This is a genomic window from Kitasatospora sp. NPDC059327 (assembly GCF_042752535.1).
GTDB lineage: Bacteria > Actinomycetota > Actinomycetes > Streptomycetales > Streptomycetaceae > Kitasatospora.
This window is the reverse complement of the sequence record NZ_JBHYYB010000097.1, coordinates 1-19576: the sequence shown is the minus strand read 5'-3', so window position 1 is coordinate 19576 and position 19576 is coordinate 1. Positions and strand designations below refer to the sequence as shown.

General features: G+C 74.3%; 17 protein-coding genes and 1 pseudogene. 11 read left to right on the top strand and 7 right to left on the bottom strand.

From position 1 onward, the window contains the following. Positions 1-109: 109 nt before the first annotated feature. A complete protein-coding gene (locus tag ACFXHB_RS36370; RefSeq protein ID WP_380579892.1) occupies positions 110-331 on the bottom strand; it encodes an acyl-CoA carboxylase epsilon subunit in 222 nt (73 codons plus the stop codon). Between the two features lie 25 nt (positions 332-356). Then, entirely contained in the window at positions 357-1937 is a 1581-nt protein-coding gene (locus ACFXHB_RS36365; RefSeq protein WP_380579890.1) for an acyl-CoA carboxylase subunit beta, read from the bottom strand. A 232-nt stretch (positions 1938-2169) separates the two neighbouring features. On the opposite strand from ACFXHB_RS36365, the gene ACFXHB_RS36360 reads away from it, so the two are divergent. From ACFXHB_RS36360 to ACFXHB_RS36345, 4 genes and pseudogenes are all read left to right on the top strand, one after another. Continuing rightward, positions 2170-3063, top strand: coding sequence for a biotin--[acetyl-CoA-carboxylase] ligase (locus tag ACFXHB_RS36360; RefSeq protein ID WP_380579888.1), 894 nt, complete (start codon positions 2170-2172; stop codon positions 3061-3063). Positions 3064-3235: 172 nt separating this feature from the next. Next, on the top strand, positions 3236-4360 hold the full coding sequence (locus tag ACFXHB_RS36355) for an adenylate/guanylate cyclase domain-containing protein (protein ID WP_380579886.1): 1125 nt from the start codon (positions 3236-3238) through the stop codon (positions 4358-4360). A gap of 451 nt (positions 4361-4811) precedes the next feature. Next, positions 4812-5948: pseudogene (locus tag ACFXHB_RS36350) on the top strand (diguanylate cyclase domain-containing protein); the annotation flags it as partial. Between the two features lie 792 nt (positions 5949-6740). Next, positions 6741-7127, top strand: coding sequence for a hypothetical protein (locus tag ACFXHB_RS36345; RefSeq protein WP_380579884.1), 387 nt, complete (start codon positions 6741-6743; stop codon positions 7125-7127). A 49-nt stretch (positions 7128-7176) separates the two neighbouring features. Here ACFXHB_RS36345 and ACFXHB_RS36340 read toward each other — a convergent pair whose 3' ends face one another. From ACFXHB_RS36340 to ACFXHB_RS36330, 3 genes are all read right to left on the bottom strand, one after another. Next, positions 7177-7773: a TetR/AcrR family transcriptional regulator gene (locus ACFXHB_RS36340; RefSeq protein WP_380579881.1), complete on the bottom strand. Its 597-nt coding sequence runs from the start codon at positions 7771-7773 to the stop codon at positions 7177-7179. Positions 7774-7857: 84 nt separating this feature from the next. Further along, positions 7858-8682: a formate dehydrogenase accessory sulfurtransferase FdhD gene (gene fdhD / locus ACFXHB_RS36335; RefSeq protein WP_380579878.1), complete on the bottom strand. Its 825-nt coding sequence runs from the start codon at positions 8680-8682 to the stop codon at positions 7858-7860. A gap of 75 nt (positions 8683-8757) precedes the next feature. Next, complete coding sequence (locus ACFXHB_RS36330; RefSeq protein WP_380579876.1) at positions 8758-9609, bottom strand: DUF4365 domain-containing protein; 852 nt, start codon at positions 9607-9609, stop codon at positions 8758-8760. A gap of 75 nt (positions 9610-9684) precedes the next feature. On the opposite strand from ACFXHB_RS36330, the gene hutH reads away from it, so the two are divergent. Beyond that, a complete protein-coding gene (gene hutH / locus ACFXHB_RS36325; RefSeq protein WP_380579874.1) occupies positions 9685-11268 on the top strand; it encodes a histidine ammonia-lyase in 1584 nt (527 codons plus the stop codon). Between the two features lie 60 nt (positions 11269-11328). On the opposite strand, the gene ACFXHB_RS36320 is transcribed toward hutH, so the two are convergent. Further along, complete coding sequence (locus ACFXHB_RS36320) at positions 11329-11754, bottom strand: hypothetical protein (protein ID WP_380579872.1); 426 nt, start codon at positions 11752-11754, stop codon at positions 11329-11331. 211 nt (positions 11755-11965) lie between these two features. Between ACFXHB_RS36320 and ACFXHB_RS36315 the strand changes: the two genes are divergently transcribed. After that, positions 11966-12835, top strand: a complete 870-nt coding sequence (locus ACFXHB_RS36315) for a MurR/RpiR family transcriptional regulator (protein WP_380579870.1) — start codon at positions 11966-11968, stop codon at positions 12833-12835. 69 nt (positions 12836-12904) lie between these two features. Further along, the gene (locus ACFXHB_RS36310; protein ID WP_380579868.1) at positions 12905-13234 is read left to right on the top strand and encodes a hypothetical protein; all 330 of its coding nucleotides are present in this window, start codon (positions 12905-12907) and stop codon (positions 13232-13234) included. A gap of 7 nt (positions 13235-13241) precedes the next feature. Here the strand turns inward: ACFXHB_RS36310 and ACFXHB_RS36305 are convergent, their stop codons facing one another. Beyond that, positions 13242-13814, bottom strand: a complete 573-nt coding sequence (locus tag ACFXHB_RS36305; RefSeq protein WP_380579866.1) for a Uma2 family endonuclease — start codon at positions 13812-13814, stop codon at positions 13242-13244. Between the two features lie 181 nt (positions 13815-13995). Here ACFXHB_RS36305 and hutU point away from each other — a divergent pair, with 181 nt between their 5' ends. The 4 genes from hutU to hutI all read left to right on the top strand — a co-directional run bounded on the left by hutU (position 13996) and on the right by hutI (position 19503). Continuing rightward, entirely contained in the window at positions 13996-15666 is a 1671-nt protein-coding gene (gene hutU / locus ACFXHB_RS36300; protein WP_380579864.1) for a urocanate hydratase, read from the top strand. 11 nt (positions 15667-15677) lie between these two features. Next, positions 15678-16862 (top strand): allantoate amidohydrolase, encoded by a 1185-nt coding sequence (locus tag ACFXHB_RS36295; RefSeq protein ID WP_380579918.1) that lies wholly within the window; start codon positions 15678-15680, stop codon positions 16860-16862. Next, complete coding sequence (locus ACFXHB_RS36290; protein WP_380579862.1) at positions 16853-18229, top strand: formimidoylglutamate deiminase; 1377 nt, start codon at positions 16853-16855, stop codon at positions 18227-18229. Before ACFXHB_RS36295 ends, ACFXHB_RS36290 begins: the two co-directional genes overlap by 10 nt. Before the next feature lie 104 nt (positions 18230-18333). Beyond that, complete coding sequence (gene hutI / locus ACFXHB_RS36285; protein ID WP_380579860.1) at positions 18334-19503, top strand: imidazolonepropionase; 1170 nt, start codon at positions 18334-18336, stop codon at positions 19501-19503. Positions 19504-19576: the final 73 nt, after the last annotated feature.

Here is a 19576-nt window from a genome sequence, read left to right as displayed (position 1 = left end):
GCCCACCCCCCACCCCGAGAGCCGGCCCCCCGGGGCGGCCCGGGCCCGGGCCCGGGGGGGGGGGGGGGGGGGGGGGGGGCGGCGCCCCCCCCCCCCCCCCGGCGGGGGTCTAACCGGCCCAGCCCGAGGCGCGCCAGGCGTTGACGCCGGGGCGCGGGGCCGAGCGCAGCCGGCGGGCGCGGTCGTTCCAGGGGGAGTCCGGGCCGGCGCCGGCGCGGCGGGCGGCCTCGGCGGCGGCCTGCGCGGCGGCGGCCCGGGCTTGGACCACCGCCAGGACGGTGGCCAGCTCCTCGGGGGTCGGCTGCCCGTGCAGCACGTGGATCGGGGCCATGGCTCAATCCTCTCGCGACAGCCGCTTACAGGGGGATGTTTCCGTGCTTCTTCGGCGGCAGCACCTCGCGCTTGCCGCGCAGCGCCCGCAGCCCGCGGACGATGTGCCGGCGGGTGTCGCTCGGCGCGATGACGGCGTCCACGTAGCCGCGCTCGGCGGCCAGGTAGGGGTTGAGCAGGGTGTCCTCGTAGGAGGCCAGCAGCTCGGCCCGCTTGGCCTCGACGTCCTCCGCGTCCGCCAGCTCCCGCCGGTGCAGGATGTTGACCGCGCCCTGCGCGCCCATCACGGCGATCTGCGCGGTCGGCCAGGCGAGGTTGAGGTCGGCGCCCAGGTGCTTGGAGCCCATGACGTCGTACGCGCCGCCGAAGGCCTTGCGGGTGATCACGGTGATCAGCGGGACGGTGGCCTCGGCGTAGGCGTAGATCAGCTTGGCGCCGCGGCGGATGATGCCGTCCCACTCCTGGCCGGTGCCGGGCAGGAAACCGGGCACGTCGACGAAGGTCAGCACCGGGATGTTGAAGCTGTCGCAGGTGCGGACGAAGCGCGCGGCCTTCTCGCTGGCGGCGATGTCCAGGCAGCCGGCCAGGTCCATCGGCTGGTTGCCGACGACGCCGACCGGGTGGCCCTCGACCCGGCCGAAGCCGGTGATGATGTTGCCCGCGTACAGCGGCTGGGTCTCCAGGAACTCGCCGTCGCCCAGGATGTGCTCGATCACCGTGTGCATGTCGTACGGCTGGTTGGCCGAGTCCGGGATCAGGGTGTCGAGTTCGAGGTCCTCGTCGGTGACCGAGAGGTCCGCCTCCTCGGGGAAGGACGGCGGGTCGGAGAGGTTGTTGGAGGGCAGGTACGAGAGCAGGCTCTTGACGTACTCGATCGCCTCCTTCTCGTCCGCGGCCAGGTAGTGCGCGTTGCCGGACTTGGCGTTGTGGGTGCGCGCGCCGCCCAGCTCCTCCATGCCGACGTCCTCACCGGTGACGGTCTTGATCACGTCCGGTCCGGTGATGAACATGTGCGAGGTCTGATCGGCCATCACCACGAAGTCGGTGATCGCGGGGGAGTACACCGCGCCGCCCGCGCAGGGGCCCATGATCAGCGAGATCTGCGGGACGACGCCGGAGGCGTGCACGTTGCGGCGGAAGATCTCGCCGTACAGGCCGAGCGAGACCACGCCCTCCTGGATCCGGGCGCCGCCGGAGTCGTTGATGCCGACGACCGGGCAGCCGGTCTTCAGCGCGAAGTCCATCACCTTGACGATCTTCTCGCCGAACACCTCGCCGAGCGAGCCGCCGAAGACGGTGAAGTCCTGGGCGAAGACGGCGACCTGGCGGCCGTCGACGGTGCCGTAGCCGGTGACCACGCCGTCGCCGTACGGGCGGTTCTTCTCCTGGCCGAAATTGATCGAACGGTGCCGGGCGAACTCGTCGAACTCCACGAAGGAGCCCTCGTCCATCAGCTCGACGACGCGCTCACGGGCGGTCAGCTTGCCCTTGGCATGCTGCTTCTCCACGGCCTTGGCGGAGCCGGAGTGCACCGCCTCGTCGATCCTGCGCCGCAGGTCGGCGAGCTTGCCGGCGGTGGTGTGGGGGTCGTACGGGGCCTCGGTCATCGGGTGGGCTCTCCCTGATCCATGGGCCGCGGCCTGTTCGGTGGTACGCGGGTCTGAGCGGGGACACGCGTATGAGGGCAGGGCGGCGCAACGAACTACCGTCGAGTAGCGTAGCCAGCGCGCGGGGTTTCCCGTTATGGCCAGCGACACAGTGTGTCAACGCCCGTTCTGCGGGACGATATGGCGGCCTGGGGCCGGGCCGGGGGACCGGCCAGGGCCTAGTCTCGTGGTCATGACCGATCCCGTCACCCCCCGCCGCAGTGGACTGCGCGGCTTCGGCCACGCCGGGCCGTCGCCCTGGACCGATCTGGACCGGCCGCCGCTGGACGCCGAGGCCCTGCGCCGCGACCTCGTCCTGCCGGGCGGGTTCTGGACCTCGCTGGACGTCGTCACCGAGACCGGCTCCACCAACAGCGACCTCGCCGCCCGCGCCGGGGCGGGCGCGCCGCAGGGCGCCGTGCTGGTCGCCGAGGCGCAGAACGCCGGGCGCGGCCGGCTGGAGCGGCAGTGGTCGGCGCCGCCCCGCTCCGGGCTCTTCCTCTCCGTCCTGCTTCGCCCGGACGAGGTACCCGTCGAGCGGTACGGCTGGCTGCCGATCCTGGTCGGTGTCGCGGCGGCCGCCACGCTGAGCCGGGTGGCCGAGGTCGAGGTCGGCCTCAAGTGGCCGAACGACCTCCAGGTCGGGATCGACGGCGCGGAGCGCAAGCTCGGCGGCATCCTCACCGAGCTGAGCGGCGGCGCGGTGGTGGCCGGCCTCGGCATCAACGTCTCGCTGCGCGCGAACGAGCTGCCCGTCCCCACCGCCGCCTCACTGGCCCTGGCCGGCGCCGCGGTGACCGACCGGTCCACCCTGCTGCGCGGGCTGCTGCGGGAGTTCGCCGGTCTCTACACCGAGTGGACCGCCGCGGCCGGCGACCCGCACGCCAGTGGCCTGCTGGCCGCCTACGCGGACCGCTGCACCACTCTCGGCCGGCCGGTCAGGGTCCATCTGCCGGGCGACCGGGAGCTGCTCGGCGAGGCGGTGGCGATCGACGGCGACGGCCGGCTGGTGGTCCGCACGCCCGACGGCACACGGCGGCCGGTGGGCGCGGGAGACGTCGTCCACGTGCGCCCCGAGCCCCGCTGAGCGGCACTCTTCACCTCTCCTTGACCCGGGCGGATGCCCCGGATCGCGGGATTCCGTGCGAACATTCCACCTGGCAGCAGTGTGAGGCGCGCCACTGCCCGAAGGGGTGGCGGGCGCGCGTCCGGACAGGCAGGACACGAGGCAAGTGCGGCAACCGCACGGGGACGGACCGGTGGCAGAGGACGGCGGCAACGGCGGGACGGCGGGCTCCGACGACCAGACGGTCGCGCTCGACCTGGAACGCCTGATCCTGGACGCGCCACGCCGCTACACCCCGTACCAGGCCGCGCGGGCCGCCGATGTCCCGATGGAGCTGGCCACCCGCTTCTGGCGGGCGATGGGGTTCCCGGACATCGGGCAGTCCCGGGCGCTCACCGACGGGGACGTGATCGCCCTGCGCCGGCTCGCCGGTCTGGTGGAGTCGGGCCTGCTCAGCGAGCCGATGGCGATCCAGGTGGCCCGCTCCACCGGGCAGACCACCGCCCGGCTGGCCGGCTGGCAGATGGACACCTTCCTGGAGAACCTCACCCAGTCCGTCGAGCCCGGGCTGACCCGCGCCGATGTGGCCTATCCGCTGGTCGAGCTGCTGCTGCCGGAGCTGGAGCAGTTCCTGGTGTACGTGTGGCGCCGCCAGTTGGCCGCCGTCACCGGCCGGGTGGTGCAGGCCGCCGAGGACACCGAGATCACCAGCGGGCGGCTGGCCGTCGGCTTCGCCGACCTGGTCGGCTTCACCCGGCTCTCCCGCCGGCTGGAGGAGGAGGAGCTCGGCGAGCTGGTCGAGACCTTCGAGAACACCTGCTCGGACCTGATCGCCGGCCAGGGCGGCCGGGTGATCAAGACCCTCGGCGACGAGATCCTCTACGTCTCCGAGGACCCGGGGACGGCCGCCGAGATCGCGCTCAGCCTGATCGAGGCCCTGGCCGAGGACGACAGCATCCCCGCGCTGCGGGTCGGCATGGCCTTCGGCACCGTCACCTCCCGGATGGGCGACGTCTTCGGCACCACCGTCAACCTGGCCAGCCGGCTCACCTCGATCGCGCCCAAGGACGCGGTGCTGATCGACGGCGAGTTCGCGGCCGCGCTGGAGCAGAACGGCAGCGTCGCCCCGGCCGACGCCGACATGCCGGGGCTGGCGGAGGCCCTGGCCGCCGCCGCGGGGCAGCCCGCCTCCGGGCTCCCGGTGCCGGGGCCGGACGCGGGACACCGGTTCGGCCTCCAGCCGATGTGGCGCCGTCCGGTGCGCGGGCTGGGGCTGGTCGAACCGTGGCTGCTGTCGCGGCGGCCGCGCGGGGAGTGAACCCGCCGCAGGGCTCGGCCGGCCGTGCTCACCGGCCGTGGTTTTCGTGATTTCCGCGATTTCCGGGGTTTGCGCGACGCGCGGAATGCCCGGCGGCGGACGGGGTAGGCGGGTGTTCGGGCGAGGCGGCCCGGTCCGGAGGTGCGGATCGGCCGTGGCGTGGGGCCGTCGCTCGAAAGCCGTACGGCTGAAACCGCTCGGGTCGGGAGGATCCGCGCGGGCAAACGGGGCATAACCGAACGAAACCGCCATAGTCTTGGTGCAAGCGGCTGGACGGGTCCGGTTCTCGGTGGGGTGAGCCACGGGGCCGAGCGGGACCGAGCACAGGGAACGAGGCGAGCCGGTGGGCAGTGAGGCGATCACGACGGACCGCGGCTGTGTGTGCGACCACGCGGAGTCGCCGGCCGCCCCCGACCCGCGGCTGACGTCCGTGGTGGAGCTCGCCCAGGACATGGCGGGGGCGCTCACCCCGCTGGAGGCCGTCCGGGCCGCCGCCGCCCGGGCCACCGAGGCCCTCGGCGCCACCATGGCGGCCGTCTCGGTCTGGGACCGCGAGTCCGGCCGGCTGCGGGTGCTGGTCAACCACGGGGAGCTGGCGCCGGGCGAGGAGGAGCTGCCGGAGGACGAGTCCTACCCGGTGGCGGACTTCCCCGAGATCGTCACCTATCTGGAAGAGCGCTGGACCACCGGCCGACTGCCCCGCGCCTGGCTGCAGAGCGCCGAGAACACCGAGCCGCACGCCCGGCACGCGCACCCCACCGCCGGGGCCTACTGCCAGGAGCGCGCCGCCGCGCTGCGCCGGCGGGGCCGGGCCTGCTGCGTGGTCGCCCCGATCGTGCTGCACGGGCAGGCCTGGGGCGAGCTCTACCTGGCCCGGTCCACCGGGACGGCGGAGTTCACCGAGGGCGACGCCGACTACGCCACCCTGCTCGCCGCCCAGATCTCCGCCGGGCTCGCGCAGACCGAGCGCCTCGCCGACCTGCGCAAGCTCGCCTTCTCCGACCCGCTGACCGGCCTGGCCAACCGGCGGGCGGTGGACGCCCGGCTGGAGAGCGCGCTGGAGGCGCACAACCGCGACAACACGGTCGTCTCGCTGGTGGTCTGCGACGTCAACGGCCTGAAGCGGGTCAACGACCAGCTGGGGCACGAGATGGGCGACCGGCTGCTGGAGCGCTTCGCCCACCAGCTGTCGCTGGCCGCCGCCAAGCTGCCCGGCAGCCTCGCCGCCCGCCTCGGCGGCGACGAGTTCTGCCTGCTGGTGGAGGGCCAGAAGGCCGACGAGGTGGTCGCCGTCGCCGAGGAGCTGTGCGCGCGGGCCCTGGCACTGGCCGAGGGCGAGGGCGTGGCCTGCGGGGTCGCCTCCACCGGGGACTCGATCGGTCCGGTGACCACCCCCGACCGGCTGTTCCGGCTCGCCGACGCCGCCCAGTACCGGGCCAAGGCCGCCCGCGCCGCGCACCCGGTGGTGGCCGGCCGCAGTCACGGCCCCGGCTTCTCGCCGGACCCGACCGTCCTGCTGGCCGACGCCGCCGACCCGCGCCACCGGGCCGACGCCCGCGGGCGCGCCGCCGGCCGGGCGGGCGCCGGCGACCGGCGGCGGTTCCGCGGCGCCGCGCACAGCGCCGACCCGGGACAGCTGATCACCGCCGTGCTCGCCGCGCTGGACCAGCACGGCGTCTCCCGCGCGGTCCACCCCGCCGACACCATCGGCAAGCTGGCCGTCGTCGCGGAGACCGCGGCCCGGCTGCTGGACGCGGTCGGCTGGTGGGTCTCCTACGTGCCGCCGGGCTCGCACCTGGTGCGCACCGCCCAGCACGCCGTGTACCGGATGACCAGCGGGCCGAGCAGCTCCCGGGCGGAGACCCAGCGGGCCCAGATCGAGGCCCCGGACGCGGTCTTCGACCTGCGCCACTACCCGATGACCCGGCGGGCGGTGCGCGGCGGGTCCTTCGCGCTGCGCGCGGGCGCGGCCGGGAACGACCCGTCCGAGGAGGCCATGCTGGTGGTCAGCGGCTACCGGGGGATGGTCGCGGCGGGCGGCCAGAACCCGGCGGGCGGCTGGCTGGTGGAGTTGTTCGCCGACGACGCGACGCTGCCGCTCGGGCAGGTCGCCGGCGCGATGCGCGCGCTGGTCGCGGTGGCGCTGTCCGGCCCGGCCTCCCCGCCGCCGGGCTGAGGCCGCCGCGGGGCCGGGGCGCCGCGGGCCGGGTCCGTGCCCGGGGCCGGCGGGCGGCTTGTGCCGGTTCCGTGACCGGCCTGTTCCGAGCGGGTCGCGGTCCGGTGCGGAGGCTGTCGCAGGGCTGGGCGGCCCGGGGCGGACGTGGGATGGTATCGGCGGTCGGCGGGCCACGGGGGCCGCGCCGGATCGGGGGTCGAACCAATGCGCGCTCGTCTGACGGGCCTTGTCCTCTCCGCCGCCCTGGTGCTGGGCGGTGCCACGCTGGCCGCCGCCCCGGCGGCCTCGGCCGCGCCGCGCGCCGCCGCGGTGAGCACCGTCGCGGCCGGCGCCGCCGGTGCGGGCGGTGCCGACCGGGCGGCTCCGGCGGCCCAGCCGGCCCCGGCCCCGGCCCCGGCCCCGGCCGTCGCCGAGCACCGGGACGGCACCCGGCTGGCCGGTTCCAAGGACAAGTCCAAGTCGAAGAAGAAGAAGAAGAAAGGCTTCTTCGGCAAGCTGATCGGAGTGGTGATCGGCATCGTGGTGGTGCTGGTCGTGATCGCCGTGATCATCGCGGTGATCGTGATGCTCCGCCGCCGCAACCGGTCGTAGTCCCCGCCGGTCCCGCGGTCGCGGCGCCGGCCCGCGGCCGCGGGCCGGGTCAGGGGCGCAGGGCGCGCAGGACGGCGTCCACCAGGCGGTCCGCGTAGGCGTGGTCGAGCGGACCGAGGTCGTGCAGCCAGCGGTAGTACATCGGGCCGTAGAGCAGCTCGACGGCGAGGTCGAGATCGGCGTCGGCGGCGAGCCGGCCGGCCTCGCGGGCACCGCGCAGCCGCTCCCGGGTGACCTCCAGCAGGGGGTCCAGCAGGCGTGCCCGGTACTCGCGCAGCAGCGCCGGGTCGCGCAGGTACTCGGAGATCAGGCCGCGGCCGGTGGTGTCGAAGCCGGGGTCGGCGAGCTGGTCGGCCGTCGGCCGCAGGACGGTGCGCAGGTCGGCGGCGAGGTCACCGGTGTCGGGCAGGGCCAGGCTGCCGGAGGCGTCCTCGTTGGCGGCCTGGAAGGCGTCGAAGACCACCGCGCCCTTGGAGGGCCACCAGCGGTAGATGGTCTGCTTGCCGACGCCGGCCCGGGCGGCGATCGCCTCGATGGTCAGCTTGGCGAACCCCACCTCCGCCACCAGTTCGGCGGCGGCGGTGAGGACGGCCTGGCGGGAGCGCTCGCTGCGGCGGGCGGGGTCGGGAGAGCTGCTGCGGGTCATGGGCCGCATTCTAGGGCTCGATGGAACGATACGTCTCGTCTTGGCAGGTGCTCGTCCGGAAGGTCGGCGGGGCGGGTGGCGGGATCAGCCGGCGATCCGGTCCGGACGGGAGTAGACGTTGGCGCGCTCGCCGCGCAGGAAGCCGACCAGGGTCAGGCCCAGCTCCTCGGCGAGGTCCACCGCGAGCGAGGACGGCGCGGAGACGGCCGCCAGCAGGGGGACGCCCGCCAGCGCGGCCTTCTGGGTGAGCTCGAACGAGGCCCGGCCGCTGACCAGCAGCACGTGCCCGGACAGCGGCAGCCGGCCCTCGCGCAGGGCCCAGCCGACCACCTTGTCGACCGCGTTGTGCCGGCCGACGTCCTCGCGGGCGCAGAGCAGCTCGCCGCTCGTCCCGTCGAACAGGCCGGCCGCGTGCAGGCCGCCGGTCGAGTCGAAGGTCCGCTGGGTGGCCCGCAGCCGGTCCGCCAGCCCGTACAGCAGGGCCGGGGCCACGGCCAGCGGGTCCTCGGCGACGGGGTGGCGGACGTGGGTGCGGACGGCGTCCACCGTGTCGCGGCCGCAGAGACCGCAGGCGCTGGTGGTGAGCAGGTTGCGGTGGGCGGAGAGCGGGAGGGGGCGGGCGCCGCGCAGCGTCGCGTCCACCACGTTGTAGGTGTTCGCGCCCGCCTCGTCCGTCCCGGCGCAGTAGCGCAGGGCCGCGAGGTCCTCCGCCGTGTGCACCAGCCCCTCACCGACCAGGAAGCCGGCCACCAGGTCGAAGTCCTGGCCGGGCGTGCGCATGGTCACCGTCAGCGGCTCGCCGCCGACCCGGATCTCCAGCGGCTCCTCCGCCGCCAGGGCGTCCGGCCGCGCGCTGCGGCCGTCCCCGTGCAGTCGCACCACCCGCCGCCGTGCCGTCGCCCGTGTCATCGGTCCTCCGCCTCGCTGCCGTCCGTCGACCCCAGGGTGCGGTATCGGGGCGGCGGGGTGGAAATCGCGGGCGGCTCAGCGGGCCGGGAGCCGGGCCATCCAGTCGCTCGCCGCCAAGCAGGCGCGGAGCCAGGAGTGCTCGGCCTCGTCGAGGATCACCGTGCCGGCCATCGGGACGTCCAGGAGCGGGTGGGCCATCAGCTGTTCGACCAGCCGGGGGTCGGCGGCGGTCGCCGGGTCGAAGCGGGCCAACAGCTCGGGGGTGACGCGCTCGCGCAGCGGCCCGGTCCGCTCGGCGGTCACCGGGTGCGGCTGCCAGTCCAGGTCGCGGTGCCAGAGCACGGCGAAGGGCTCGCCGGGTTGCCGCTGGAAGACCGCCTCCTCACCGTGTTCGTTGACGAAGTACGAGAGGTAGTCGGCCGGATCGAAGTCCTGGCCGGTGAGGTCGGCCAGGAAGGCGTGCAGCCCCCGGGAGTTGCGGACGTACTGCCGCCACTGCCGGACGACGCCCGCGAGGGTGGGCCCGGCGAGCACGGCCTCGGCCGGGACCCGCACCGTCCGGGCGGTCCGGCCGTCGGCCCGCGCCGCGCGCAGCTGCTGGGAGGCGTTGGCCCAGTGCAGTGTGTCGGTGTCCGGGTCGTGCACGACGCAGATCACCGGGATGTTGCTCTCGCGCCACTCCTCTCCGTGGTCGCCGACCGGTACCGAGTACCCCTGGCGGCGGCGGAAGGAGCGCCCGCCCTTCACCTGGATGGCGACGCTGTGGGGCGTCCGGCGGCCGTCGTCGGCGAAAGTGACGTAGAGGTCCTCACCGAAGTCGTTGGAGCCGTCGATCTCCTGGACGATGTGGTGCGCGCCCTCCAGCAGGGCGCGGACGGCGTTCACGGCCGCGCGTTCCGTTCGGCGGCTCTCGGGTACCCGGGTCATGGCCGGGAACCTATCGTGCGGATCGGACGGTTCCGCTGGTTGTCATATCTACATTCAACTGGTGTGATGATGCATATGGATATGCACAGTGCTGTGGCCCCCGAGGCGTCCCTCGTCCAGGTCGGCAAGGCCGACGTCAGCGCCGAGGACGTGCTGGCCGTCGCCCGGGGCAACGCCCGGGTCGAGATCGGCCCCGACGCGCTCGCCGAGATGGCGGCGGCGCGGGCCCGGATCGAGGCCCTCGCGGCCGAGCCGCGCCCCGTCTACGGCGTCTCCACCGGCTTCGGCGCCCTCGCCGTCCGGCACATCAGCCCCGAGCTCCGCGCCCAGCTGCAGCGCTCGCTGGTGCGCTCGCACGCCGCCGGGATGGGCCCGGCGGTGGAGCGCGAGGTGGTCCGCGCGCTGATGTTCCTGCGGATGAAGACGCTGGCCTCCGGCCGGACCGGCGTGCGCCCGGTGGTCGCCCGGACCATGGCCGCCATCCTCAACGCCGGCATCACCCCGGTGGTCCGCGAGTTCGGCTCGCTCGGCTGTTCCGGCGACCTCGCCCCGCTGTCGCACTGCGCGCTGGTCCTGATGGGCGAAGGCGTGGCGACCGGCCCGGACGGTGTCGAGAAGCCCGGCGGCGAGCTGCTCGCCGCGGCCGGCATCGAGCCGGTCGAGCTGCTGGAGAAGGAGGGCCTGGCCCTCATCAACGGCACCGACGGCATGCTCGGCATGCTGGTGATGGCGATCTCCGACCTCTCGCGCCTGTTCACCACCGCCGACATCACCGCCGCGATGACGCTGGAGGCGCTGCTCGGTACCGACAAGGTGCTCGCCCCCGAGCTGCACGCCCCGATCCGCCCGCACCCCGGCCAGGCGCTGAGCGCCGCCAACATGCTGGCCGTCCTCCAGGGCTCCGGCCTCACCGGCCACCACCAGGACGACGCCCCGCGCGTCCAGGACGCCTACTCGATCCGCTGCGCCCCCCAGGTGGCCGGCGCCGGGCGCGACACCCTGGCCCACGCCGCGCTGGTCGCCTCCCGCGAGCTGGCCGCGTCCGTCGACAACCCGGTGGTGCTGCCGGACGGCCGCGTCGAGTCCAACGGCAACTTCCACGGCGCCCCGGTCGCCTACGTGCTGGACTTCCTCGCCATCGCCGCCGCCGACCTCGGCTCGATCTCCGAGCGGCGCACCGACCGGCTGCTCGACAAGGCCCGTTCGCACGGCCTGCCGGCCTTCCTGGCCGACGACCCGGGCGTGGACTCCGGCCTGATGATCGCCCAGTACACCCAGGCGGCCCTGGTCAGCGAGAACAAGCGGCTCGCGGTGCCGGCCTCGGTCGACTCGATCCCGTCCTCCGCGATGCAGGAGGACCACGTCTCGATGGGCTGGTCGGCCGCCCGCAAGCTGCGTCAGGCCGTGGACAACCTCGGCCGGATCCTGGCCGTCGAGCTGACCGCCGCCGCCCGCGCGCTGGAGATCCGCGCGCAGGCCGACGGCGGCGGTTCGGTGGCACCGGCCAGCGCCGCCGCGATGGCCGTCGCCCGGGAGGCGGGGGTCGGCGGCGCCGGCCGCGACCGCTTCCTCTCGCCGGACCTGGAGGCCGCCGCCGCGCTGGTCGCCACCGGCGAGCTGGTGCGGGCCGTCGAGAAGGTCACCGGGCCGCTGGCCTGAGGCCTGGGCCGAAGCCCCGGGTCCTCGACGACCTGGGGCGGCGGCCCGGGGCGGGTGGGGTCAGTCCCACTCGCCCCGCGGCGCCTTCGACCGGCGCTCGTCGCGCTTCTCGCTCATGACGGCGGCGAAGTTGACCCCGACGATGCCGGCCCAGACCACCACCAGGCTCATGAACCCGGTGAACCCGTTGGCGCTGTTCTCGGTCGCGATGGCGGTCAGCGGGATGCCCATGACCAGCGAGACCAGTGGCAGCTTGGAGCCGGAACGGCCGAAGGGGCGCCGGCGCAGGTGCTCGGCCGGGCCGTAGCCGTCGAGCCGCTCCGCCACCCGGCGCTCCACCCGGGCGTCGAGGCGGGCGTCCAGCCGGGAGTCCAGCCGGGCCAGGAACGAGTCGACGATCTCCGACTCGTACTCCTTGCCCAACTCCTTGCGGGTCTGCAGGGAGGCTTCGAGATCGCGGCGCAGTTCGTCCTGACGAGGGTCCATGGTGCTCAGCCTGCTGCAGCGGCGGGGCATCGGTCCATCGGATCGCACCGTCATCAGGGCCGAGTCAGGGAGAAATCAGGGTCACCCCGAGGGGCGGCCCGCCCACCCGGGACGTCTCATCGGGCGTCCCGGCGTACGAGACGTCTTTGCCAGCGGCGGCGCACTGCTGCACAGTCGTCGTCCGAGCAGCTCGCATCCGGAGGTACCGCTGATGACCGCCACCGACGACACCGGCACGGTCGGCCCCTCCGCCCGGCTGCTCCAGCTCTTCGAGGGCCACCGGCTCACCCCCACCCAGCGCCGGATCGCCCACTCGCTCGTCCGGCACGCCACCGAGGCGCCGTTCCTGTCCAGCGTCGAGGTCGCCGAGCTGGCCGGGGTCAGCCAGCCCTCGGTCACCCGGTTCGCGGTGGCGCTCGGCTACGACGGCTACCCGGCGCTGCGCAAGCAGCTGCGCGAACTCGGCGCGGGCGAGCCGGTCGCGCCGGAGTCCCCGGACGACGTGGTGCGCAACGAGCACCAGCAGGCCGTGCTCGCCGAGATCGAGCACCTGCGGCTGCTCGCCGAACTCCTCGCCGACCCCGAGCCGATCATCCGCGCCGCCCGGCTGCTCGCCGCCTCCCGCCCGCTTCCCGTCCTCGGCCTGCGGGCCGCCTCCGCGCAGGCCCGCGGCTTCGCCTACTTCGCGGCCAAGGTGCACCCGGACATCCGGCTGCTCGACGAGGGCGGCAGCATGCTCGCCGACCGCCTGGAGCAGGCCGCCGCGGCCGGCGCGACCGCGCTGCTCTGCTTCGCCCTGCCGCGCTACCCGCGCGAACTGATGGACGCCCTGGCGGTGGCCCGGGAGTGCGGGCTGACGGTGCTCACCGTGGCCGACAGCGCCTTCGCGCCGGTCGCCAAGCTCTCCGACCTGATGCTGCCGGCCGCCGTCGGCACCGGCCTGGTCTTCGACACCGCCTGCGCGCCGATGATGCTCGGCCGGGTGCTGCTGCAGACCATGTGTGACGAACTCCCCGGCGCCGAGGCCCGCTTGGAGGCGATCGAGCAGTCGGCGACGGCTCGTGGGCTGTTTTTGGAGTAGGACCGGGTCCCCGGCGGGAATCCTGTCGACAGGCCCCGGAGCAGGGCCGACCGGCAGGGGGAGCCTGTGATGCGCGTGATCCACGAGATGAAGTTCGTCGGCCGGCTCGCCTCGGGCGCCGACGAGTGGTCCTGCCCGGCCTGCGGACGCCGCGTTTCCCTGCGGCGGCTGCCCGGGCCCGAACTCACCGTCCTCGACCCGGGCGACGAGAGCGCCGTCCACGTCGGCGTCATCGAGCCCGACGCGCGGGCGAACGCCGCCGTCGACCAGTACGGCCTCGGCCCCGTCCAGGAGATCCCCCGCCCACCGCGCCCGCCGGCTCCGGCCGACCCGGACGCCGACGACCGCCGCTGGCTCGCCGAGATCGGCATCGACTGGGACGGCGACGCGGCGGCCTGAGGGCGGGTCAGGCCCGCGGGGCGTACAGCGGCAGCTCGTCGGTGCGCAGCTCCGGCGGCAGGGGGGCGGCGAGCGGGACGGGCTCGCCGTACTTCCCGTGCAGCACGCCCTGGTAGGCGCCGTCGCGGGGGTGGGTGTACAGCGTCCAGGCGCCCTTGCGGGGGTCGATCGAGAGCAGCACGGCCACACCCGCGATGGCGTACCACTCGGCCTTGGCGGCGATGCCGCCGGCGCGTTCGGAGCTGGAGATCACCTCCACGGCCAGTGCGACGTCGCGGGGGTCGGCCAGCCAGTCGTCGTTCTCCTCCCAGTCGGTGGGAAGGACGACGAGATCGGGTGTGACGTAGTCCTCGTCGTTGTCGGGCATGAGGATGGACGACACCTCGAAGGCGCCCAGCCCGCTCGGCAACCGCGGGTCGAGCTGGATCCTCAGCCGGCGTACGGTCCCCGCGTGCTTGCCGCGGGGGGTAGGAGACATCACCAGGGTTCCTCCGATGATCTGCACGTGGAGGCCGGTGCTGCGTTCGATCTCCTCGGCGGCGTCGCGGAGTCTTCCGGGTCGCACGGTGATGGCCGTCATCGCGTCCTCCGTTCGTCGGCGCTTGGGCCGAGTGGCTGGTGTTCGCCAGGTTCACAGTAGCGCCCGGGGGCCCGCCGGGCGGGGGCTGATCGGATGTGGTCGGGGTCTGGTCGAAGTCTGAATGATTGGATATATTCAGCCGAGTCGAGCTTGAATGAATTCATCCGTAGGGAGCCGGGACATGGTGCAGCAGCAGGCGAGCGGGCCGCGCGAGGTGCGTGCGGCGCGCGGGACGGGGCTGACGGCGCAGGGGTGGCAGCAGGAGGCGGCCCTGCGGATGCTCATGAACAACCTCGACCCGGAGGTGGCCGAGCACCCGTCGAAGCTGGTGGTCTACGGCGGCACCGGCAAGGCGGCCCGCGACTGGCGCTCCTTCGACGCCATGGTGCGCACGCTGGAGACGCTGAAGCAGGACGAGACCATGCTGGTCCAGTCCGGCCGCCCGGTCGGCGTGATGCAGACCCACGAGTGGGCGCCGCGCGTGCTGATCGCCAACTCCAACCTGGTCGGCGACTGGGCCAACTGGGAGGAGTTCCGGCGGCTGGAGAGCCTGGGGCTCACCATGTACGGCCAGATGACCGCCGGGTCGTGGATCTACATCGGGACCCAGGGCATCCTCCAGGGCACCTACGAGACCTTCGCCGCCGTCGCCAACAAGCGGTTCGAGGGCACCCTGGCCGGGACGATCACCCTCACCGCCGGCCTCGGCGGCATGGGCGGCGCCCAGCCGCTGGCCGTGACGATGAACGGCGGCGTGGCGATCTGTATCGACTGCGACCCGTCCCGGATCTCCCGCCGGATCGAGCACCGCTACCTGGACGTCGAGGCCAAGAACCTCGCGCACGCGCTGGAGCTGGCCACCGCCGCCCGCGACAGGAAGCAGCCGCTCTCCATCGGCCTGCTGGGCAACGCCGCCGAGCTGTTCCCGCAGCTGCTCGCGATGGACGCGCCGATCGACATCGTCACCGACCAGACCAGCGCCCACGACCCGCTGAGCTACCTGCCGCTCGGCGTCGCCTTCGACGACATGGCGACGTACGCGGCCGAGAAGCCCGCCGAGTTCACCCAGCGCTCGCGCGAGTCGATGGCCCGGCACGTCGAGGCGATGGTCGGCTTCATGGACGCCGGCGCCGAGGTGTTCGACTACGGCAACTCGATCCGCGGCGAGGCCCAGCTGGCCGGCTACGACCGCGCGTTCGCCTTCCCGGGCTTCGTCCCGGCGTACATCCGACCGCTGTTCTGCGAGGGCAAGGGCCCGTTCCGCTGGGCGGCGCTCTCCGGCGACCCGCAGGACATCGCCAAGACCGACAAGGCCGTGCTCGACCTCTTCCCGGAGAACGAGTCGCTGCACCGCTGGATCAAGATGGCCCAGGAGAAGGTGCACTTCCAGGGCCTGCCGGCGCGGATCTGCTGGCTCGGCTACGGCGAGCGCGACAAGGCCGGCGAGCGGTTCAACGACATGGTCGCCTCCGGCGAGCTGTCCGCGCCGATCGTGATCGGCCGCGACCACCTGGACTGCGGCTCGGTGGCCTCCCCCTACCGGGAGACCGAGGCGATGCTGGACGGCTCCGACGCGATCGCCGACTGGCCGCTGCTCAACGCCATGGTCAACGTCGCCTCGGGCGCGTCCTGGGTCTCCATCCACCACGGCGGCGGCGTCGGCATCGGCCGCTCGATCCACGCGGGCCAGGTCACGGTGGCCGACGGCACCGCGCTGGCGGGCGAGAAGATCCGCCGGGTGCTCACCAACGACCCGGGCATGGGCGTGATCCGTCACGTCGACGCCGGCTACGACCGGGCCGACGAGGTGGCCGCCGAGCGCGGCGTGCGCATCCCGATGGGTGAGCTGTGACCTTCGAAGAGATGTGGGCGGAGCTGCTCCCGGTGGGCCGCTCCGCCTCCTCCGGCGGCTACCGTCGCTTCGCCTGGAACTCCGCCGACGCCGAGTGCCGGTCCTGGTTCGAGGAGCAGGCCCGCGGCCGCGGCCTGGCCTACGAACTGGACCGCAACGGCAACCAGTGGGCCTGGCTGGGCGACCCGGCCGCCGGGGGCGCGATCGTCACCGGCTCGCACCTGGACTCCGTCCCCGACGGCGGTGCCTTCGACGGCCCGCTCGGCGTGGTCTCCTCCTTCGCCGCGCTGGACGAACTGCGCGGCCGGGGAGCCGAGTTCACCAAGCCGCTGGCCATCGTCAACTTCGGGGACGAGGAGGGCGCCCGGTTCGGCGTGGCCTGCATCGGCTCGCGGCTGAGCGCGGGCCTGCTCGGCCGCGACCAGGCGTTCGAGCTGCGCGACGCCGACGGCGTCCGGCTGCCCGACGCGATGGAGCGGGCCGGCTACGACCCGGCCGCGATCGGCGCGGACGACGACCGGCTGGCCCGGATCGGCGCCTTCGTCGAGCTCCACGTCGAGCAGGGCCGCTACCTGGCCGAGGACCAGCCGGTCGGCGTGGCCGGCGCGATCTGGCCGCACGGCCGCTGGCGCTTCGACTTCCACGGGGAGGCGAACCACGCCGGCACCACCCGGATCGAGGACCGCCGCGACCCGATGCTCACCTACGCCAACACCGTGCTCGCGGCGCGGAAGAAGGCCAGGACGGCGGGGGCGCTGGCCACCTTCGGCAAGGTCGCGGTCGAGCCCAACGGCACCAACGCGATCGCCTCGCTGGTGCGCGGCTGGCTGGACTCCCGGGCCGGCGACGAGGCGACGCTCACCGCGCTGGTCGAGGAGATCGAGCGGGCGGCGTACGAGCGCGGCGAGCGGGACGGCGTCCGGGTCGAACTGACCCGTGAGTCCTACACCCCGGTGGTGGAGTTCGACGCCCCGCTGCGCGACCGGCTCGCCAAGACGCTCGGCGGCGTGCCGGTCCTGCCCACCGGCGCGGGACACGACGCCGGAATCCTGGCATCGGCGATCCCGACCGCCATGCTGTTCGTACGGAACCCGAGCGGTGTCTCGCACTCCCCGGCCGAGCACGCGCGGACGGCCGACTGCCTGGCCGGTGTGACCGCCCTCGCCGACGTACTGGAGGACCTGGCATGTCAGTAGGCCGTGCCGGAGGCGCGCAGACGACGACCTACTGGGCGCAGTACGCCTGGCTGCCGCACGTGAACGGTCCGGTGGTCGAGCGGGACGTGCTGATCGCCACCGGTCCCGGCGGCCGGATCACCGAGGTGCGGCCGGACACCGGGCCCTGCCCGTCCGGCGCCGTCCGGCTGGCGGGGCTGCTGCTGCCCGGCCAGGCCAACGCCCACTCGCACGCCTTCCACCGGGCGCTGCGCGGCCATGTGCAGGTCGGCTCCGGCACCTTCTGGACCTGGCGCGACACCATGTACCGGTTCGCCGGCGCACTCGACCCGGACGGCTACCTGGCGCTCGCCACCGCCGTCTACGCCGAGATGGCGCTGGCCGGGATCACCGCGGTGGGGGAGTTCCACTACCTGCACCACGCGCCCGGCGGGGTCCGCTACGACGACCCGAACGCGATGGGCGAGGCGCTGATCGAGGCGGCCGCCCGGGCCGGGATCCGGATCACCCTGCTGGACACCTGCTACCTGTCCTCCGGCTTCGGCGCCGAACCGACCAAGCCGCAGCGCCGGTTCAGCGACGGCCACGTCGACGCCTGGGCCGAACGGGTGGACGCGCTCAAGCCGCGCGAGCACGCCCGGATCGGTGCCGCGATCCACTCGGTGCGGGCGGTGCCGGCCGAGCAGATCGGCACCGTCGCGCAGTGGACGGCGGCCCGCCGGGCCCCGCTGCACGTCCACCTCTCCGAGCAGACCGCCGAGAACGACGCCTGCCTCACCGCGCACGGCGTCACCCCGACCAGGCTGCTCGCCGACCGCGGCGCGCTCGGCCCGCGTACCTCGGCGGTGCACGCCACCCACCTCACCGAGGAGGACGTCAAGCTCCTCACCGACTCCTCGACCGTCATCTGCATGTGCCCCACCACCGAGCGGGATCTCGCGGACGGCATCGGACCGGCCCGCCGGCTCGCCTCGGCGGGCTGCCCGATCACCCTGGGCAGTGACAGCCACGCCGTCATCGACCCGTTCGAGGAGGCCCGCGCGCTGGAGCTGGACGAGCGGCTGAGGACCCGCACCCGGGGGCACTGGACGGCCAACTCGCTGCTGCGGGCGGGCACCGAGGACGGGCACGCCTCGCTCGGCTGGCCGGAGGCCGGGCGGATCGAGGCCGGCGCCCTGGCCGACTTCACCGTGATCGCCCTGGACTCGGTGCGCACGGCCGGGCCGCCGAGCCGGCTCGGTGCCGAGATCGCGGTGTTCGCCGCCTCGGCCGCCGACGTGCGCCACGTGGTGGTCGGCGGGCGGCACATCGTCAGGGACGGCGCGCACCAGCTGGTGCCGGACGTCCCGGGCGCGCTGAGGTCCTCGATCGCCGCGCTCAGCTGCTGAGTCCCCGTAACTCCCGGGGGCGGGTGGGGCTGATCCCGCCCGCCCTCCGGGCCAGTCCCGAAAGGCCTGATGTGAGCACCCCGAGCAGCCCGCGGAGCCAGGGCATGCCGAGCACCCTGATCACCGGTATCGGCAGCCTGGTCACCAACGACCCCGCGTACGGGACCGGGCCGCTCGGCCTGCTCGCCGACGCGGCCGTGGTGGTGGACGACGGCACGGTCGCCTGGGTGGGACCGGCGGCCGAGGCGCCCGCCGCGGACGAGCGGTTCGACGCGGCCGGGCGGACGCTGCTGCCCGGCTTCGTCGACTCGCACGCGCACCTGGTGTTCGCGGGGGACCGCACCGCGGAGTTCAACGCCCGGATGTCCGGCCAGTCGTACACCGCGGGCGGGATCCGGACGACGGTGGCCGCCACCCGGGCCGCGAGCGACGCCGAACTGGACGCCAACCTGGCCCGGTTCGTCCGCGAGGCGCTGCGGCAGGGGACGACCGCGATCGAGTGCAAGTCCGGCTACGGGCTGACCGTCGTCGACGAGGCGCGGGCCCTGCGGATCGCCTCCTCGTACACCCCCGAGACCACCTACCTGGGCGCCCACGTGGTCGCCCCGGAGTACGCCGACGACCCGGCCGGGTACGTGGACCTCGTCACCGGCGACATGCTGGACGCCTGCGCGCCCTACGCCCGCTGGGTGGACGTCTTCTGCGAGAACGGCGCCTTCGACGGGGATCAGGCCCGGGCGATCCTGACCGCGGGGGTCGAGCGCGGCCTCACCCCCCGGGTGCACGCCAACCAGCTCTCCTACGGCCCGGGCGTGCAGCTCGCCGTCGAGCTGGGGGCGGCCTCGGCCGACCACTGCACCCACCTCACCGACGAGGACGTGGCGGCGCTGGCCGGCTCGGCGACGGTGGCCACGCTGCTGCCGGGCGCGGAGTTCTCCACCCGCGCCCCCTACCCGGACGCACGCCGGCTGCTCGACGCGGGCGCCGTCGTCGCGCTCTCCACGGACTGCAATCCGGGCTCCAGCTTCACCAGCTCGATGGCGTTCTGCGTCGCGGTCGCGGTGCGGGAGATGGGGATGACGCCGGACGAGGCGATCTGGGCGGCCACCGCCGGCGGCGCCCGGGCCCTGCGGCGCACCGACGTCGGAACGGTGACGGTCGGCGCCCGGGCCGACCTCCAGCTGCTGGAGGCGCCCTCGCACGTCCACCTGGCGTACCGGCCGGGTGTGCCGCTGACGGCGGCGGTCTGGCGGGCCGGGGTCCGCGAGGTCTGAGCGGCCCCCGGACGGGACGCCCCCGCCCCCGCCCTGGGAGCGGGGGGGGCCGGGCGGATCCCCGGGCCACCGC

Excerpts from the sequence above, each read along its gene's own strand:
- ACFXHB_RS36370 (WP_380579892.1), bottom strand. The coding sequence starts at position 331 with ATGGCCCCGATCCACGTGCTGCACGGGCAGCCGACCCCCGAGGAGCTG.
- ACFXHB_RS36365 (WP_380579890.1), bottom strand. The coding sequence starts at position 1,937 with ATGACCGAGGCCCCGTACGACCCCCACACCACCGCCGGCAAGCTCGCC.
- ACFXHB_RS36360 (WP_380579888.1), top strand. The coding sequence starts at position 2,170 with ATGACCGATCCCGTCACCCCCCGCCGCAGTGGACTGCGCGGCTTCGGC.
- ACFXHB_RS36345 (WP_380579884.1), top strand. The coding sequence starts at position 6,741 with ATGCGCGCTCGTCTGACGGGCCTTGTCCTCTCCGCCGCCCTGGTGCTG.
- ACFXHB_RS36340 (WP_380579881.1), bottom strand. The coding sequence starts at position 7,773 with ATGACCCGCAGCAGCTCTCCCGACCCCGCCCGCCGCAGCGAGCGCTCC.
- fdhD (WP_380579878.1), bottom strand. The coding sequence starts at position 8,682 with ATGACACGGGCGACGGCACGGCGGCGGGTGGTGCGACTGCACGGGGAC.
- ACFXHB_RS36330 (WP_380579876.1), bottom strand. The coding sequence starts at position 9,609 with ATGACCCGGGTACCCGAGAGCCGCCGAACGGAACGCGCGGCCGTGAAC.
- hutH (WP_380579874.1), top strand. The coding sequence starts at position 9,685 with ATGGATATGCACAGTGCTGTGGCCCCCGAGGCGTCCCTCGTCCAGGTC.
- ACFXHB_RS36320 (WP_380579872.1), bottom strand. The coding sequence starts at position 11,754 with ATGGACCCTCGTCAGGACGAACTGCGCCGCGATCTCGAAGCCTCCCTG.
- ACFXHB_RS36315 (WP_380579870.1), top strand. The coding sequence starts at position 11,966 with ATGACCGCCACCGACGACACCGGCACGGTCGGCCCCTCCGCCCGGCTG.
- ACFXHB_RS36310 (WP_380579868.1), top strand. The coding sequence starts at position 12,905 with ATGCGCGTGATCCACGAGATGAAGTTCGTCGGCCGGCTCGCCTCGGGC.
- ACFXHB_RS36305 (WP_380579866.1), bottom strand. The coding sequence starts at position 13,814 with ATGACGGCCATCACCGTGCGACCCGGAAGACTCCGCGACGCCGCCGAG.
- hutU (WP_380579864.1), top strand. The coding sequence starts at position 13,996 with ATGGTGCAGCAGCAGGCGAGCGGGCCGCGCGAGGTGCGTGCGGCGCGC.
- ACFXHB_RS36295 (WP_380579918.1), top strand. The coding sequence starts at position 15,678 with ATGTGGGCGGAGCTGCTCCCGGTGGGCCGCTCCGCCTCCTCCGGCGGC.
- ACFXHB_RS36290 (WP_380579862.1), top strand. The coding sequence starts at position 16,853 with ATGTCAGTAGGCCGTGCCGGAGGCGCGCAGACGACGACCTACTGGGCG.
- hutI (WP_380579860.1), top strand. The coding sequence starts at position 18,334 with ATGCCGAGCACCCTGATCACCGGTATCGGCAGCCTGGTCACCAACGAC.